The sequence below is a fragment of the Deltaproteobacteria bacterium genome, from assembly GCA_016208165.1.
Taxonomy (GTDB): domain Bacteria; phylum Desulfobacterota; class Desulfarculia; order JACQYL01; family JACQYL01; genus JACQYL01.
In genome coordinates this window covers 1-16,587 of sequence record JACQYL010000085.1, presented here as the reverse complement: position 1 = coordinate 16,587, position 16,587 = coordinate 1, and the positions used below count along the sequence as shown (strand labels likewise).

Sequence of the window (16,587 nt, the reverse complement as noted above, 5' to 3'; positions counted from 1 at the left end):
AAGGACCTTTTTATCGACCGGAAAATTCCCCGGTGGTTGCGAGGGGCCTTTCCCCTGGTGTGCTCGGACGATCGGATCGCCTGGGTGCCGGGCTTGGCGCTGGACGAAGGATTTCGAGTCTCGTCGTCCACGGCAGGGTCCGTATGGGGCCGTTTGAGCGGATGGTTGCCGGATTTCATGTCTCTGGAAAAACCGTCTTGAGTTCGGGCATTGTATGCTATAGAATTAATAAATTTAGGGAAAATAAAAATGGGAGGCTTTGTTTGAATCCTTTTTACAAAAACCTGGCTCTTTGGCTTGTGATCAGCCTGTTGATGATCTTCCTGTTCAATGTACTCAACAGGCCCCAGGAAAGCAAAGAGCAAATCAGTTATAGCCAGTTCTTATCCGCCGTTGAGAAAGGCATGGTGTCGTCGGCGACGATCCAGGGAGATAATCTTTACGGCAAATACGTGGACGGGCGTGGATATAAGACCTACATTCCCAACGATCCCGATTTGATCGGGATCCTGAGGAAAAGCGGCATCAAGATCGAAGCGAAACCGGCGGATGAATCGCCATGGTATATGACCATTCTCATCTCGTGGTTTCCGATGATACTTCTCATCGCGGTCTGGATTTTTTTCATGCGTCAAATGCAGGTCGGTGGCGGGAAGGCCATGGCTTTTGGAAAGAGCAAGGCCAAACTCCTGTCGGAAGACAGTAAGAAAGTCACGTTCGAGGATGTCGCCGGAGTCGAGGAAGCCAAGGAAGAACTGAGTGAGGTGGTGGAATTCCTCAAGGATCCCAAGAAGTTCACCCGGCTGGGCGGGCGCATACCCAAGGGGGTGCTGCTCGTGGGTGCACCGGGAACGGGCAAAACGCTTCTGGCGAAAGCCATTGCGGGTGAAGCGGGGGTGCCGTTTTTCAGCATCAGCGGCTCCGAGTTTGTGGCAATGTTTGTGGGCGTGGGCGCGTCCAGAGTGCGAGATCTGTTCGTCCAGGGAAAGAAGAATGCGCCTTGCATCATTTTTATTGATGAGATCGACGCCGTGGGACGGCACAGAGGGGCCGGATTGGGCGGTGGACACGACGAGCGTGAACAGACGCTGAACCAGCTTCTCGTGGAAATGGACGGTTTCGAGTCCAACGAAGGCGTCATCCTGATTTCGGCTACCAACCGGCCCGATGTTTTGGACCCCGCGTTGCTTCGTCCCGGCAGATTCGACCGTCAGGTCGTGGTGCCTGTTCCGGATATTCGCGGTCGCGAAATGATTTTGAAGGTGCACACTCGAAAAACGCCTCTGGAGGACGGCGTGGATCTGAGTATCATAGCCCGGGGTACGCCGGGATTTTCCGGTGCGGATCTCGAGAACCTGGTGAACGAAGCCGCCCTGCTTGCAGCTCGACATAACAAGGACAAGATATCCCTCGGCGACCTCGAGATGGCAAAAGACAAGGTCATGATGGGTTCGGAACGAAGAAGCATGATCATCAGCGACGAAGAGAAGAAGATTACCGCCGTCCACGAAGCGGGGCATACGTTGGTGGCTAAACTGGTTCCCGAGGCCGATCCGATACACAAGGTGACCATTATTCCCCGCGGCCGCGCATTGGGACTCACGCAACAACTTCCCGTGGACGAGCGTCACACCTTGCCCAAAAGCCATCTGCTGGCCATGCTGAAAGTGCTCATGGGCGGAAGGGCGGCGGAAGAACTGCTTACGGACAAGATCACCACCGGGGCCGGCAACGATCTCGAGAGGGCTACGGATCTTGCTCGGAGAATGGTCTGCGATTGGGGCATGAGCGACACGCTGGGGCCGCTGACGTACGGTAAGAAGGAAGAGCAGATTTTTCTGGGACGTGAGATCGCTCAGCACCGCGATTACAGCGAGAAAACAGCCCGGATGATTGATGAGGAAGTCAAGAAGTTCGTTCTGGGATGCTATGACGGAGCCAAGCAACTGCTTTCGGAAAACGTCGAGACGCTGAAGGTCCTGAGCAACGCTCTTCTCGAAAGGGAAACCCTGACCGGCGATGAAGTGGAATCGCTGATGAAAAAAGTCCGGAGCGGTGCTGAAAGCGGTTTCCCGAAGGGCGAAAATGCCTCCAAGGGCGCTACCCTCCAATCTTAACGGTTTCACGGCCATGCAAATGGAACCAAAGGGTCGCACCCTCGTCATGGGGGTGTTGAATGTTACACCGGATTCGTTCTCGGATGGAGGAAGGTTCCAACATCTCGATACGGCCCTCGAACAGGCCGTGAGAATGGTCCGGGAGGGGGCGGATATCATCGACGTCGGCGGCGAGTCCACGCGCCCCTTTTCAGATCCCGCGTCTCTGGAGGAGGAACTGGAGCGGGTGATCCCCGTTATTGAGGGGATCCTCCAGCAGGCGGATATCCCCATTTCCGTGGACACCTATAAGAGCGCGGTGGCTATAGCCGCCCTGGATGCAGGGGCGACCATCGTCAATGACATCAGCGCCCTTCGTTTCGATCCGGAAATGGCTCGCGTGGCGGCGGAGCGGGAGGTCCCGGTGATCTTGATGCACATGCGGGGCGAGCCTAAGAACATGCAAGTGCATCCTCACTACGACGACGTGGTCGGAGACATACGAGCGTTCTTTCTCGAGCGAATGGAATTCGCCCGTCGCCAAGGCATCCCCGAGGACCGGATCGTTCTGGACCCCGGCATCGGATTTGGAAAAACGGTGAACCACAATCTGGAAATCATCAGGCGTATGGGCGAGTTTTTGCCGCTGGGGCGGCCGTTGCTCCTGGGATCCTCCCGGAAGTCGTTTATCGGAAAAATACTGAACAGAGATGTGGACGATCGGGAAATCGGAACAAACGCCACGGTGGCGATCGGAGTTTACAACGGCGCCCGAATCGTGCGAGTCCACGACGTTGCTTCCGCCAAGGAAACCGTTCTCATGGTAGAGGCCATTAAAGCCGGGTTTCATGGATAATGTTGGAGCTTATCAAGGTTTTTCGATGGCAGGATGTCGTAGACATTCTGGCGGTTGCGTTCCTGATCTATCGGGTGCTCGTTTTCATCCGAAGAACGCGTGCGCTCCAAATGCTGATCGGTCTCGCACTTCTGATTCTGGCTTTTTTTCTCTCCGAAAAACTGGATTTCTTCACACTCCGATGGATTCTTAACAGCTTCCTCAGTTCCATCATTATTGTCATTTTCATTCTGTTTCAATCCGAGATCCGTCGCGGACTCACGCAGGTGGGTAAAGGCACCTTTTTCTGGGACGTGCAGGAACAGCTCCAGTTGGTGGAGGAGATCAGCCGGGCCGCGATCCAGATGGCCAGTAAGAAAGCGGGAGGTCTGATCGTCATCGAACGCTCGACCGGTCTCAAGGATTACGCCGAAAACGGAGTACAGATCGACGCCGCCGTGCACAGGGATCTCCTTTCGTCCATTTTCAATACGGAGTCCCGTTTGCATGACGGCGCCGTGATCATACGAAATGGAAGAATCACTTCCGCCGCCTGCTTTCTCCCGCTGACGGCGAATCCGAGCGTCAGCCGTTACTTCGGATCGCGGCACCGCGCGGCCATGGGGATCACGGAAGAAACGGACGCCGTGGCGGTTCTGATTTCCGAAGAGGAGGGGCAGGTGTCCATCGTTGTGGATGGCAAAATCAGTCCCCGGATGGATCGCGCGGCATTGCAAGGCACGCTCCGCGATCTCATCACCGGCCGGGAGGGACGAAAGCGAAAGACGAAGGACCGTTAAAGGATGATCAAGGCATTTTTTACTCAAAACGCGCTCCTGAAAGTCGTGTCCATCGTCCTGGCGGTCATCCTGTGGATGTTTGTGGTGGGAGAGGAGCGGGCGGAAGTGGGACTTTCCATACCTATCGAACTCATCAACCTGCCGCCCAATCTGGTGATCACCGGTGATGTGGAACGGGCCGTCAATGTGCGCGTGAACGGTCCCAGGAGACTGGTTCGACGCCTGCAGACCGAACCGTTGCATAAGACCATCGATCTTTCCGGCGTCAGAGATGGGAACGTGTTCTTCGAGATCGTGCCCGACTCGCTGCTGTTGCCCCACGGAGTCGAGGTGGTCGGCATTAGTCCCGATACCATTGGAATCGCCCTGGAACGGTTGTCGGAGAAGGAAGCTCAGATTCTTGTATTGACGGAGGGAAAAACCGAAGAAGGGTTTGCCGTGGACTCCATTACCGTCAAACCTGAAAAGGTGCGCATCCAAGGTCCCTCGAGTGCTCTGAAGAATATGCATTCCGTGTGGACCAAACCGATCCGTGTGGACGAGAAACGGGAGTCGTTCAAAACGGCGGTCTCGCTGGATGTGCGAGATCCACACCTGAAAGTGCTGACCAAAGAACCCATTGTGGCCGAGGTCCGGATCTCGGAGAAGAGGATCACCAAACGCTTTGAAGGACTTCCTATTCAGGTGGTGAATGCGGAAGGTCGATATTCTATAAAACCGGATCACGCGGCCGTTATTGTCACCGGTCTTTCATCGGTCTTCGAGAAAGCGTTGAAGGACGGGACCCTTGCCGTGCGGATCGACCTGAAGGGATTGAGCGCCGGAAGACATTTAAGACAGGTCAAGGCGGAACTTCCGGTGGGGACGGAACTGGTGGAAGTGAATCCGTCCGTTATTGAAGTGCACATTACGGGTGGTGAACCGGAAAAACAAGGAGAGTGAACGTGCGTCGTCTTTTCGGCACCGACGGAGTCAGAGGGGTGGCCAATGTATTTCCCATGACGGGTGAGATCGCCATGCAACTGGGTCGCGGTGTCGCTCACGTGCTAAAAGGTCGGAATCGGAGAAACAAGATCGTTGTAGGCAAGGACACCCGCTTATCCGGATACATGCTCGAACACGCCATTGCCAGCGGCATCTGTTCCATGGGAGTCGACGTGTTGCTGGTAGGGCCCATCCCCACACCCGGCATTGCGTTTCTTACCGCGAGCATGCGGGCGGACGCCGGGATCATGATCAGCGCCTCGCACAACCCGTTTCAGGATAACGGCATCAAGGTGTTTTCCAGGGACGGTTTCAAGCTGCCGGATTCGGTGGAGCTTCAGATCGAGGACCACATTTTTTCAAACGAAATCGACTCGTTGAGGCCAACGGCCACGGAAGTCGGCAAAGCGTTTCGCATCGATGACGCCCTGGGTCGCTACATTGTCTATCTCAAGAACGGCTTTCCCATGGATCTGACCCTGGAAGGCATAAAAATGGTGATCGATTGCGCCCACGGAGCTACCTACAAGGTCGCGCCGGCCGTTTTTGAAGAACTGGGCGCGGAGATTGTATTGATGGGGGCTTCGCCCAACGGACACAATATTAACGACGGGTGTGGCTCCCAGCACCCGGATGCCCTCATCGACCGGGTCAAAAAGGAAAAAGCGGACCTGGGTGTGGCTTTCGACGGAGACGGGGATCGGGCCGTCATGGTGGACGAGAACGGAGAACTCGTGGACGGGGACCATGTTCTTTCCATTCTTGCAAGGGATATGGTGAACAAAGAAACGCTGCGTCACCAGACGGTTGTCGGCACGTTGATGAGCAACTTGGGATTGGAGATCGCCCTGAAGCGAATGGGCGTTCGGTTGGTGCGTTCCGAAGTGGGAGACCGATATGTGGTCGAGGAGATGCGTCGAAGAAATTACAGCCTTGGGGGCGAGCAATCGGGTCATATCGTATATCTGGATCACAGTACCACCGGGGACGGCATCCTGACCGCTCTGCTGGTGCTGGCGGTGATGATGCGGGAGGAAAAGAGTCTGGCCGCTCTCGATGACGCGATGGAGTCGTACCCGCAGGTTCTGGTCAACGTCGCGGTAACGGAGAAGCCGGACCTTATGACCATACCGGATATTAAAGAAACCTATGACGAGATTGAACGTCGTCTGAAGGACCGGGGGCGGATTCTATTGCGCTACTCGGGAACCTCGTCTAAGGCAAGAGTCATGATCGAGGGCGATGATCTCGCACTCATAGAAACGCTGGCTCAAGAGATGGCCGGCGTTGTTCGCAAACAACTGGGGTGAGATAGATGAACGAAAAGGAACGACTTCTGGTCCTGGACGCCGGAAACACCAACACGGTTTTCGGGGTGTACGAAGGCGAAGAATTGATCGGCAGTTGGCGTATCCGAACGGAAAAGGATCGAACGGCGGATGAATATTCCGTGTTGATGGACGTGCTCCTTCGCCAGGGCAAAATAGATCCCGCTTCCATCGGCGGTGTTATCGTCTCGTGCGTAGTGCCGCCGATGTTGAACAGTCTCGAGCGGTTCTCTCTTCTCTATTTCGGGGTCACAGCATTGATCGTCGAGCCCGGCATCAAGACCAAAATGCCGATTCGAATCGACAGCCCGAAGGAAGTGGGCGCGGATCGGCTGGTGAACGCCCTTGCGGCCTACGAACGATACAAATGCAGCCTGATCGTGGTGGATTTCGGAACAGCGACCACCTTTGACGGCGTTTCGGCGAAAGGGGAATACCTGGGCGGTTCCATTGCGCCGGGCGTCATGATCTCCTGCGAGGCGCTTTTTCAGCGAGCGTCCAAACTGCCGCGCGTCGAGATCTTCACACGCCCCAAAGCGGCCTTGGGTAAAGATACCGTGAGCGCGATGACGTCGGGCATCATCTACGGTTTCGCGGGCATGGTCGAGGGTATTGTGAGACGCATGAAGCTGGAAATACAGCCGACTCCCAAAGTCGTCGCCACGGGGGGCCTGGCGAGGATTCTGGAAAAAGAGTGTGACTGTATCGACGAAACCCTCGAGTTCCTGACCCTGGAGGGGCTTCGTATCATTTACGAACGGAACCGGTAATTGCAGGAAGCCTGGGGAAGGGTCAAACCGACCGGGTAGGGACGTCCTCGGACGATTCTACGCAACAGGGAGGCTCGCCGGGAAGAAGTTCCGCCGGCAACATTCGATTCTTCCATACGTCTTGGACCTTTTCCGCAGTGAAGCGGGTCCGATAATCGAGGTCGACGGGCCCGGACTGCTTTTATGGAGCGATAGGGGCGTATTGCAATACGCCCCTACTTACATGAAATTATGGCATGTCCAATAAACAAGGGAAGGGTGCGTTGCGGCCCCGGCTTCGGGTTTTGACCGGGAAGCTTTTGAAAAGGGTTTGCAGCTCCTGGCGGATCTGGGCTTTGACCCGGTCCTGGCGCCTGGAATGGACAGCCGTCTCGAATACCTGGCGGGTACGGATTCGAATCGGCTGGACGGTCTGATGGCTTTGTGGAGAGATGAATCCGTATCGGCGATCATGTGCGCGCGCGGGGGCTATGGGTGTATGAGGCTCCTCGATCGCATCCCTTACGAGACCATCGAACACCATCCGAAAACCTTGATCGGCTTCAGCGACGTGACGGCCCTGCTGCACGCACTGCACCAACGAACGGGCCTGATTACGTTTCACGGCCCCATGGTGACCAGCCTGGCGGGCCTCGATGAACCCTCGATACAGGCGTTTGTTCGGATGACGACTTCCCCTCGAATGCCGGACCTGCTTTGGCCCGAAGTGGAGGTGCTGAAGGGCGGGGACTCGGAAGGCGCGCTGACCGGGGGGAATTTGACCATGCTGTGCCACCTGATGGGAACGCCCTACGAGCCGGAATTCGATTCGGCCGTGCTGTTTATCGAGGATACCGGTGAAGTCATGTACCGGATCGACCGCGCGCTGACGCATCTGCGGCTTTCCGGGAAGTTCGACCGGCTGCGCGGCCTGTTGATCGGCCACTTCGGGGAGAGCGCTCAGGAGGAGCACGTGTGGGAGAGGGTGCTCGAATTATGGGGCGGCGATGGTTTCCCCATTTGGGGCCGAGCGCCCATTGGACACGGCTCTTCCAATCACATCCTGCCCATCGGATTACCGGCTGTTCTGAATTCCGCCCGATGTTCCATCACGTTCCCATATGACTGAACCATCCTCCATGGCGGATCGGGTTCCTCGAGAGGTCCGAACCGAAATTACGAGGCTCTTCGAGGACGCCATCGGACAACACACGTTTCCGGGGGCCGTGCTGCACGTGGCCTATGCGGAGAGGGTTGTTTTTCACGAGGCGTTCGGTCACGCTAAACTGTATCCCGAGCCGGAGCCTATGACGCGCGACGCGGTATTCGACCTCGCGTCCCTGACGAAACCGCTGGGCGCCGCCCTGGCTACGGCCCTGCTCGTGGACCGGGGTGACCTGGAATGGAACGGGTCTCTTGGGGAACTGTTGGATCTTCCCGCTTCGACTTCGTCCTCCATGGGTCGAATTCAGGTGCGTCACCTGCTCGAACACACGTCCGGTCTTCCGGCCTTCCGGGCCTACTATCCGCGCTTTCGCGGCCGCGAGGGACTATCCAACAAGGAGCGGGTGCGTGAATGGATTCTGCGGGAATCGCTCGCCGGACCGCCGGGAACCCGGGCCTGCTACAGCGATTTGGGATACATGCTGCTCGAGGGGGTGATTGAACGGATCGCGGGACAGGAATTGGACGGATGGCTCGAACAGAGGCTGTTCCGGCCTTTAGGCCTGAATGACACGGGATTCAGGCGAAACGACCGGGCGGCGGATCCACCGGATCGATTCGTTCAAACCGCGTACTGCGCCTATCGGAAACGATACCTGCAGGGGGAAGTCCACGACCGGAACGCGTTCGCCATGGGAGGATTTTCCGGGCACGCGGGCCTGTTCGGGTCCGTCCGGGACGTGCATGTCTTGTTGAGCCTGCTATATCGATGCTGGTCGGGGGAAGAGGGGCTCGCGCTGAGCCCGAAGCGTGTCCGCGAGTTGTTTACGGGCGCCGGTTCGGTGGAATCGAACACCTTCCGAATGGGATTCGACACCCCGAGCGCCCAAGGCTCGAGCGCGGGAACCCTGTTTGCCAGAAACAGCGTGGGGCATTTGGGGTTTACGGGGACGTCCTTCTGGATGGACCTCGAGTCCGGTTTTTCCGTGATCCTGTTGACCAACCGCCTGCTGGCGCGCCCGAGAAACGCCCGCATCCGAGGCTTTCGGCCGCGACTTCACGATTTGGTCTGGAAATCGATGCGAGAGAGTGGCGCCTTTTTACAGGGCCCGAAGTAGCCTTTGCCTGTGGGGGAAAATCTTGGTTTCCACTAGGTGGAAGCCGTTCGATGGATGGGTGGCCTGGACAACTTGTTGTCCGGGTCCGAAGGAGAAGAGGCGACTGCACGTCTCAAATCGCAGGGCTGCGTGATGCTACACGCCGGGTGGAACCTCTTGTTGCTGCGCAACGCGGACAACGAGTTGTCCGCGCCACCCCGCGGGGCGAGTGAATCGTGGGAGAACTCGCGTTTTCAACCCCCGTTAAATATCGATAGAGGTATGCAGCCCTGAATCAAGGTGGGGGAGGAGAATGAACGACGTTTTCACTGAAACGGACCTGAACCGGCCGCCGGAAACGCTTCGAAAGGTCCATGTGATGGGCGTTTGCGGAACCGCCATGGCGGCCCTGGCCGGCATGCTCAAGGAAGTGGGATTGGAGGTCACGGGATCGGACCAGGCGGCCTACCCTCCCATGAGCCTGTTTCTCGAGAAGCTGGGCATTACCGTCAGGAGCGGCTATGGAGCGGAAAATCTGGATCCCGACCTGGACCTGGCGATCGTGGGCAACGTCATCCGGCGCGACAATCCCGAGGCCGTGGAGATGCGCAGGCGGGGCCTGCCGTTTCTTTCCCTGCCCCAGGCCCTATCCCGTTTCTTCATCCGGGACAAACGCTCCATCGTGGTGACCGGAACCCACGGCAAGACCACCACGTCCGCCATGGCCGCGTGGATGCTCGAACACGCCGGTCTCCATCCGGGCTTTATGATCGGAGGTATTTCGTCAGATTTCGGAAGCAATTATCAGGTGGGAAAAGGGGATTTCTTTGTCACCGAGGGAGACGAATACGACACGGCCTACTTCGACAAGGGACCCAAGTTCCTGCATTATAAGCCCGAGCTGCTGATCGTCAACAATATCGAGTTCGACCACGCGGATATCTACCGGGACCTGGATCACATCAAGAGCAATTTCCGCCTGCTGTTGAACCTGCTTCCGGAGCAGGGGTTGCTCATCGCCAACCATCAGGACCCCGCTGTTCGGAGTCTTTTTCCCTATGCGAAATCGCGGATCGAAACCTTCTCCATGGGAGGGGAGGGAAATTGGGCAGCCGAGGTTTCGGGGTTCGACAACGGGTTCATGGCGTTCGATGTGCGGCGCGACGGCGCTCGATACGGGCGGTTTCACCTGCCCATGGTGGGGGAGCACAATGTTCGCAACGCCCTGGCCGTGCTGGCTTTGGGACATGCTATAGGACTGGATCCGGAAACCATGAAAGAGGCCCTTCGCACGTTCAAGGGAGTGCGAAGACGACAAGAAATTCGCGGTATCAAGAAGGGCGTGATCGTGATGGACGACTTTGCCCATCATCCCACGGAAGTGCGGGAGACCGTGCGTGCGGTCCGGTCCGCCTATCCCGAGCGACGGCTCGTGTCCGTGTTCGAGCCCCGAACGAACACCAGCCGCCGGGACGTGTTCCAGGCGATCTACCCGCAGTCCTTCGAAGGCTCGGATCTCATCCTCATCCGGGAGCCGCCGGATTTGAAAAAGGTGGTCGAAGGCGAGCGGTTTTCGTCACGCCGGCTGGTGGAAGACTTGAAAACCAACGGCAAACAGGCTTACTACTTCCCGGACACGGACGCGATCCTGGAGTACCTGCGGGAAACCTGCAGGGAAGGAGACCTGGTGCTGATCATGTCCAACGGGGGGTTTGACGGGATTCACGGCAGGTTGTTGGAACTGCTATGATGTTAAGGGAAAGAAGGGAGTCCCCGCCGGTAAAAGGGAGAGCATCATGCGAGTACCGAAATGTTTCAGATACGGTGGCCCTTAGCAATCGAGCATTTTATGAAAATGATGCCGGAGAACATAGCGGAGGTCGCCGGCGAACCTGATGCGGATCATTTTTAAAAGAAGCCGACCAAGTCTTCCGAGCAGACCATGCTGAATGGGAGGATATTGCATGTACAAAAATTTGTTTTCCCGAATAATCGTAGGGAACCTGACCTTGAAAAACCGTCTAACCATGGCGCCTCTCTACCTCGGTTATGCCGGTGAAGGCGGTACGGTCAGCGATAGGCTGCTGGAGCATTACCGGCTGATGGCCGGCAGCGGCGTGGCCATGGTCGTGGTTGAAAATGCGACGGTGGATCATCCCGTCGGCAGCGGTTCCAGCCGGACCCTGCGGGCTGACACCGACAACAATCTGGACGGATTGAAGCAGCTTGCCTCAACCATTAAACAAGAGGGCGCCCTGGCCTGCCTGCAGATCAACCACGCTGGGCGCTTCGCCTACGCCACTCAAGAGCCGGTGGCGCCATCCGCGGTAAGTACCTTCGGCCGGATGCCCAGAGCATTGGAGAATGCAGAGATCGATCATATCATTGACCAATATGCCCATGCCGCGGCCAGGATAAAGAGTGCGGGATTCGACATGGTGGAACTGCATGGCGGCACCGGCTATCTTCTGGCTCAATTTCTCTCTCCGCGGACCAACAAACGCAGCGATACATACGGGGGCGATCTTGAAAATCGCGGGCGATTTGCCATGGGGGTCTTGTCGCGGGTCAAAGAGGCGGTAGATCCCTTTCCGGTCGGGTATCGGTTTCTAGCCGACGAATGGCTTCCAGACGGTTTGCACCTGGAAGAGTCGGTTCGGTTCGCCGGCCGTCTGGCTCAAGCCGGCATTGCCTACATTTCCGTCATGGGCGGCACGTATGAATCCTTCTTCCTGCCCGACATTGTGGAAAAATCCAAACGGAAAGGCTACATGCTCGATCTGGCCGCGGAGGTTCGCGCAAAGGTAAACGTGCCGGTCATCGCCGCCGGTCGCTTGGCTACCGGGGCCTTGGCAGACCAGGCGATTTCAGAGGGGAAGACCGACCTCGTCGGGCTGGCGAGAGTGCTTTGGGCGGATCCGGAATGGCCGAAAAAGGTCCGTGAGGGGCGGGACGCCGACATTATCCACTGCAACCCCGATTGCGGCGACGCCTGCACGCAGATGGTCATGAAAGGGCGGCCTGCGCTTTGCGTGGCTTGGCCTGCGGAGAAGACGAAGAGATGGAAGGCGAAAATCGGTTGAACGTGGTAACATAGGCACGTTGTTTCCTTCTCGAGAAGCAAGAGACAAACGGGTATCAGAGAAGGATGCCAAGACAAGGTCGCATGTGCTCCCGCGCTGATCGGTCTTCCGGCTATACGGGAGTTGTCCATCTCCGGCAGCGAAGTGGCGCGTCGTCTGAATGTGGACCGTTCGGCCGGCTGCCGTGCGAAGAGCAGGGCGAAGGAAGATGAAGAGTTGATCGCAGCCGGAGCAGCCGTTTGGGAATTGCTCCAGACCGAAATAAGCCAACAATGAAACAACGTCCCTTTTCCCACATATCGACGGCGCTCGTACACCAATTACGATCCCTAACCATCCGACCCTCAAAGGTTCGACATTGAGAACCATACTTACCCAATCCAAAATACATAGAGATGATTTTCTAAGAGCTAATTTTTCTTGAGAAGTTGGGAGGAATACTCTTTCGACTGTCGGGCCGGCCGCACTGCTCAATTCTTGAGCAACATGCACCCGCCAATTGCTCAATTTCTGCGCAATCTCCACGTAGCGACCTCGGCCCGAAATCGAAGAATCCGTATAAAATAAATCCGTTATTGCAATTGGCACACAAGCTGCATATAGTTTGTATTGCGGAGATGAACAACCTTACGCGAGTGGCAGACATATCATGCACTCGAATCGCCGGCTAAACCTCGTAGATCTATCAATACGAACCCGGCACAACTGGGAGGTTCCCACGAAGATGGGAATTGAATCCCTTCACTTGTTGCTCAGAGCGGATCGGGTCAACAGATCTCGCAGCATCCAATCCGATGCGAATAGCATGCTTCTATACATCAGGAGCGAGATGAAACTGCACAACTTCATGAGGAGCCGAGTTTGACAAATGTGAAAAAGGACTTGACAAGAGCCAAGAGCAGACTTGATAACCCCTTTAACCGCCACCGCACCATTGATCCGTGTGTCTATATTGGCAACAAGAAAACCGTTTTTTTGCAAAGGGGAGGTTTTTTCCTTGACCAAGTGCCTTTTAATGGGTGACCTCCTTTTCCCCATTTACTGCTTCAGATAGAAGCTCTTTCTTTGTCCTCTTTCAGGAGGATCGCTTTGTCCATTATAACGGCTTGGGTCAAGAATACCAGTCACACAAAAGGCTTAGACCCTCTCGGGGTCCAGGCCCCCTGTATTAACCTATACGGACGACTCCTGCCTGGCATCACAAACGTCACCGACAGGGCGCGCTACTACTCTTTTTACCCATGGGCGGTCTGGGCCTATGATCAGCTTCCAGGGGCCAAATCATTTGAGGACCTGACGGAATGGATGCGGCGATCAGATTGCCTGTTCACTATGGTCGGAATTCGCCACCGGACAAAGTCTGGAGACAATGACTTCTTCAAGCATGACAAAGCGCTGGTCGGACGTGCAGCATTGGAACCGGCGGTGATCGAGTTGAGTAGTGGAGGCAGCGTACCCCTTTCAAAATTCACAGTACGCGGAGATGGGGACCCGTATCGCTACTTCAAAAACCCGCTTGGGGGCCTAAAGCAGTACTATATTGGCGCGTTCGCCAGTCTCGGGCTCATGAAGTCCTCAGGACGTTCGATAGCTTACACAAATGAGAGAGGAAAACCGATAGCCGTGGCCATGGACGCGGAGGTGGATCGGAGACTGTTCGCCGATACGATTCATAGTGATGAAATCACCGCAGATCGCCTCGACGCCTTAGCTGGATTCTGTCCTTGTCAGCTTCAACGATCTGTTCAGGAGCACGAGCAATTGGTCAGCTTATTTTTCGACAAGAGTTCAGATCACGGCGACAAGGGTAAACAGCGGCGTCACACATTGGGCTTGTTACTCGATCTGATCCGAGCATTGCCAAAGCCGGAGGGGGCCTTTGGGGTCGAGCTGGATCACCGTATCTTCCAAGGCTGTGTATACTCCGGTTATCTTCCAAGTGGCCAAGCATGGAATCTGCCGCTTTCTTTAGAGCGGGTTCGCCAGGGGTGGGCAGTCTATCAGCGGAACGAGCTTTTATCAGTAGCGTTGCAGTGCATCTTCTGGGTCGCTCTTAAATGTATAGAGGAGGTGCAGAATGGGGTGGCCACGACTGAGGATTTTATCGAATGGATTAGCAGCTCAACGTGGGTAAAGGATGCCACAACAGAAGTGCGGAGCGAAGAGTTCGAAGAGCTTCTCAAACAGACTGCATCGAACCTTCCCCCTGTTGGAGACTGGCAGAGGGAAGAGCACGAGGTGAGTCGGGCACAGCAGGCATTAGAAACGTATTCACAACAAAAGAAGCGAGAGGTAAGAGTTGAACTCCTCGTTCACGCCGCCCGTATCCTTGTCAGCTTGGTTGCAAGGGATGACAAGACGAAGGCTGCCTACGGCTCGATGTCGTTTCCTGCAGAATATTTTTCTCTCTACCCCATTAACCTGGAATCCCTGAGAAAGCTTTCCCGAAGCTCATGGCCTGGCATGGCAACGACGGCCTGGTTTGCTTGGCTCGCTGGGCATTGGGGGATCGAGGCCCACCTCCGTGTAGCCCTCCGGAAACTACGACACCAGAATCAACACACCTTTCAGGTCTCCAATCGGACAGGGTGTCAAGGTCACTACGCTTGGGGAGAAATTATGGAGTTTTTCACGTGACTGAAGAATTGGACCTTCTTAAGGCCATCGCAGGCAAAAGAGGAGAGAGCAAATCCGGCGCTCAAAGGCGGGGCAGATTCAAGGCCTCTATCATATCTACTTTCAACGCTTATTTGCCATTCTACGAAGATGTGGTTTTGCGGCGTCTTGTTGCCTCGGGATGCCATTACAACGTTCTTCTGCTTGATAGCGGTGAGTTTTCTCAAGGGCTCTCAACAGCTACGACTTGGCCACGAATGGCGGGAAGATCGTACACGTTGGTCCCCATGCAGGCTCGTGGCGCCTTTCACCCCAAAGTGGCTTTACTTGTTGGCAAGAAAAGCGCTTGCGTTTTTGTGGGCAGTCACAATGTTACGCTGTCTGGGTTCGGAGCCAATCGGGAGCTGACCACACAGGTTGACTTACCGAAAGGGAGCGAAGATCCTTACGCACCCTTGGCCCAGGCTGTATGGACCTACTTAGAGGTCTGGCTTAACCATCAGGTCGATCATGTTCCACAGTCGATTCTGCAAGGGGCACTGCGGGTTGCAACAAGTTTTGCACCTTGGCTCGAAGCGGAAGGTCTTCAGTCCGGAGATGTTCGTTTCGTAGGGAATCTACCTGAGGAGGGAAGCCTTTGGGACTCTGTTCGACCTATGCTACCAGAAAAGGCCAAAGAGGTCGTCGTAATTGGCCCATTCTTCGATCGCGCTGCAAGGTTTCTGCAGACAATCAGTCGAGACCTTCGACCGGACTCCATGGTGGTCGGCGTGGAACCTAAGACTGTCGGATTTTGTCGCCAAGAGAGCCTCCCAAAAGGCGCTCGGGTTGTGGACGTGAGTAAACTCGGTAGAGGTTCCGGCTACCTTCACGCGAAAGTCTTGTGGGTCAACGGGGGAGCTGGTGACGAGGCATTGATTACGGGGAGCGCCAACCCGAGCTCTCCTGCATGGACGGAATACAGTTCAAGGCGAAATGCCGAAGCATGCTTGGTGCATCTGGGAGAATCGGCGCGAAGTCTCACCACCACACTCGGCCTCAGATCCATCGATTCAATGCCTGAACTGGGAATTGAAGAGATACTGGCCATTGATCAGCGTGTTGATCAGGCACATCAAGATCAGGAGAAAACACAGTCCAAAAGCATCGTTGCTGCAGAGGCTAAGGAAGAAGAAATCTTTCTGCATTGCAAAGGTCTTGCGATGGAAGAGGTCAAAGATGTCCGCTGCTGGGATTTGAAAAAGGACAATTGGAGGGTGGTAAAGACTATAAGGTATGATTGTCATGGTTTTTTTGTGGAGATGCCTCCGAAGGAGGTAGCCACAACACAGTTTTTGGAAGTCAACTTTGTGGATGGTCGACGCCTTCGAGCCTTCGTGCACCATCCTGCATCGATCGCAAAACTCAGCCGCCCAGTCAAGCAAGAGCGCTTCAGGGAAGCTCTGGATAGTTTAGACAGCGAAAGTCCTGATCTTTCCGTGCTCATACGGCTTGCGAGTAACCTGATTTTTGATGAGGATACACCTGAACTCAAGACCAAGTCGACTCTTGGCAAACGTAAAACAAAGCTGAGAACGGAAGGCGAAAGCCCAATAGACTCACTCTCGGTCCCTATTGGGGAGACAAAACAGTATGCGCATCGGGCTCGACAGCTGCGGGGGGACGACCTCAGTTACATCATCGACACATTAATCTAGTGTCTGTCCATAAAGACCCGATTTCGGACTTATAATTGGGGTCGGGATCGGTGGTTGCCGGCCACATAGAGTATTCTATTGGCTGTGCCGATGCTTTCCGGCTTTATTCGTCGATACGGGTGGTTATGATGACACACG

The 16,587-nt window shown here is 55.7% G+C and carries 11 protein-coding genes and 2 pseudogenes (1 of these 13 only partly in view); all 13 read left to right on the top strand.

The features are described 5' to 3' along the window. Positions 1 to 2,117, top strand: a pseudogene (gene tilS, locus HY788_16725) (tRNA lysidine(34) synthetase TilS); it begins 1,210 nt to the left of the window's first position. A gap of 13 nt (positions 2,118 to 2,130) precedes the next feature. After that, complete coding sequence (gene folP / locus HY788_16720) at positions 2,131 to 2,952, top strand: dihydropteroate synthase (GenBank protein MBI4775788.1); 822 nt, start codon at positions 2,131 to 2,133, stop codon at positions 2,950 to 2,952. Beyond that, positions 2,952 to 3,731 carry a TIGR00159 family protein gene (locus tag HY788_16715; GenBank protein MBI4775787.1) on the top strand — a complete coding sequence of 260 codons (780 nt, stop codon included), beginning with the start codon at positions 2,952 to 2,954 and terminating at the stop codon, positions 3,729 to 3,731. The genes folP and HY788_16715 overlap by 1 nt, the downstream gene beginning before the upstream one ends. Positions 3,732 to 3,734: 3 nt before the next feature. Beyond that, complete coding sequence (locus HY788_16710; GenBank protein MBI4775786.1) at positions 3,735 to 4,673, top strand: hypothetical protein; 939 nt, start codon at positions 3,735 to 3,737, stop codon at positions 4,671 to 4,673. Positions 4,674 to 4,675: 2 nt separating this feature from the next. Beyond that, positions 4,676 to 6,025, top strand: a complete 1,350-nt coding sequence (locus HY788_16705) for a phosphoglucosamine mutase (GenBank protein ID MBI4775785.1) — start codon at positions 4,676 to 4,678, stop codon at positions 6,023 to 6,025. A 5-nt stretch (positions 6,026 to 6,030) separates the two neighbouring features. Then, entirely contained in the window at positions 6,031 to 6,813 is a 783-nt protein-coding gene (locus HY788_16700; protein MBI4775784.1) for a type III pantothenate kinase, read from the top strand. Positions 6,814 to 6,883: 70 nt separating this feature from the next. Then, a pseudogene (locus HY788_16695) lies at positions 6,884 to 7,060 on the top strand (DUF559 domain-containing protein). Between the two features lie 63 nt (positions 7,061 to 7,123). After that, on the top strand, positions 7,124 to 7,921 hold the full coding sequence (locus HY788_16690; GenBank protein MBI4775783.1) for an LD-carboxypeptidase: 798 nt from the start codon (positions 7,124 to 7,126) through the stop codon (positions 7,919 to 7,921). Then, complete coding sequence (locus HY788_16685; GenBank protein ID MBI4775782.1) at positions 7,914 to 9,074, top strand: serine hydrolase; 1,161 nt, start codon at positions 7,914 to 7,916, stop codon at positions 9,072 to 9,074. Before HY788_16690 ends, HY788_16685 begins: the two co-directional genes overlap by 8 nt. Before the next feature lie 292 nt (positions 9,075 to 9,366). Next, a complete protein-coding gene (gene mpl, locus HY788_16680) occupies positions 9,367 to 10,803 on the top strand; it encodes a UDP-N-acetylmuramate:L-alanyl-gamma-D-glutamyl-meso-diaminopimelate ligase (protein MBI4775781.1) in 1,437 nt (478 codons plus the stop codon). 214 nt (positions 10,804 to 11,017) lie between these two features. After that, the gene (locus HY788_16675) at positions 11,018 to 12,136 is read left to right on the top strand and encodes an NADH:flavin oxidoreductase (GenBank protein MBI4775780.1); all 1,119 of its coding nucleotides are present in this window, start codon (positions 11,018 to 11,020) and stop codon (positions 12,134 to 12,136) included. A 1,089-nt stretch (positions 12,137 to 13,225) separates the two neighbouring features. After that, a complete protein-coding gene (locus tag HY788_16670) occupies positions 13,226 to 14,773 on the top strand; it encodes a hypothetical protein (GenBank protein MBI4775779.1) in 1,548 nt (515 codons plus the stop codon). Then, on the top strand, positions 14,770 to 16,449 hold the full coding sequence (locus HY788_16665; GenBank protein MBI4775778.1) for a hypothetical protein: 1,680 nt from the start codon (positions 14,770 to 14,772) through the stop codon (positions 16,447 to 16,449). Before HY788_16670 ends, HY788_16665 begins: the two co-directional genes overlap by 4 nt. Positions 16,450 to 16,587: the final 138 nt, after the last annotated feature.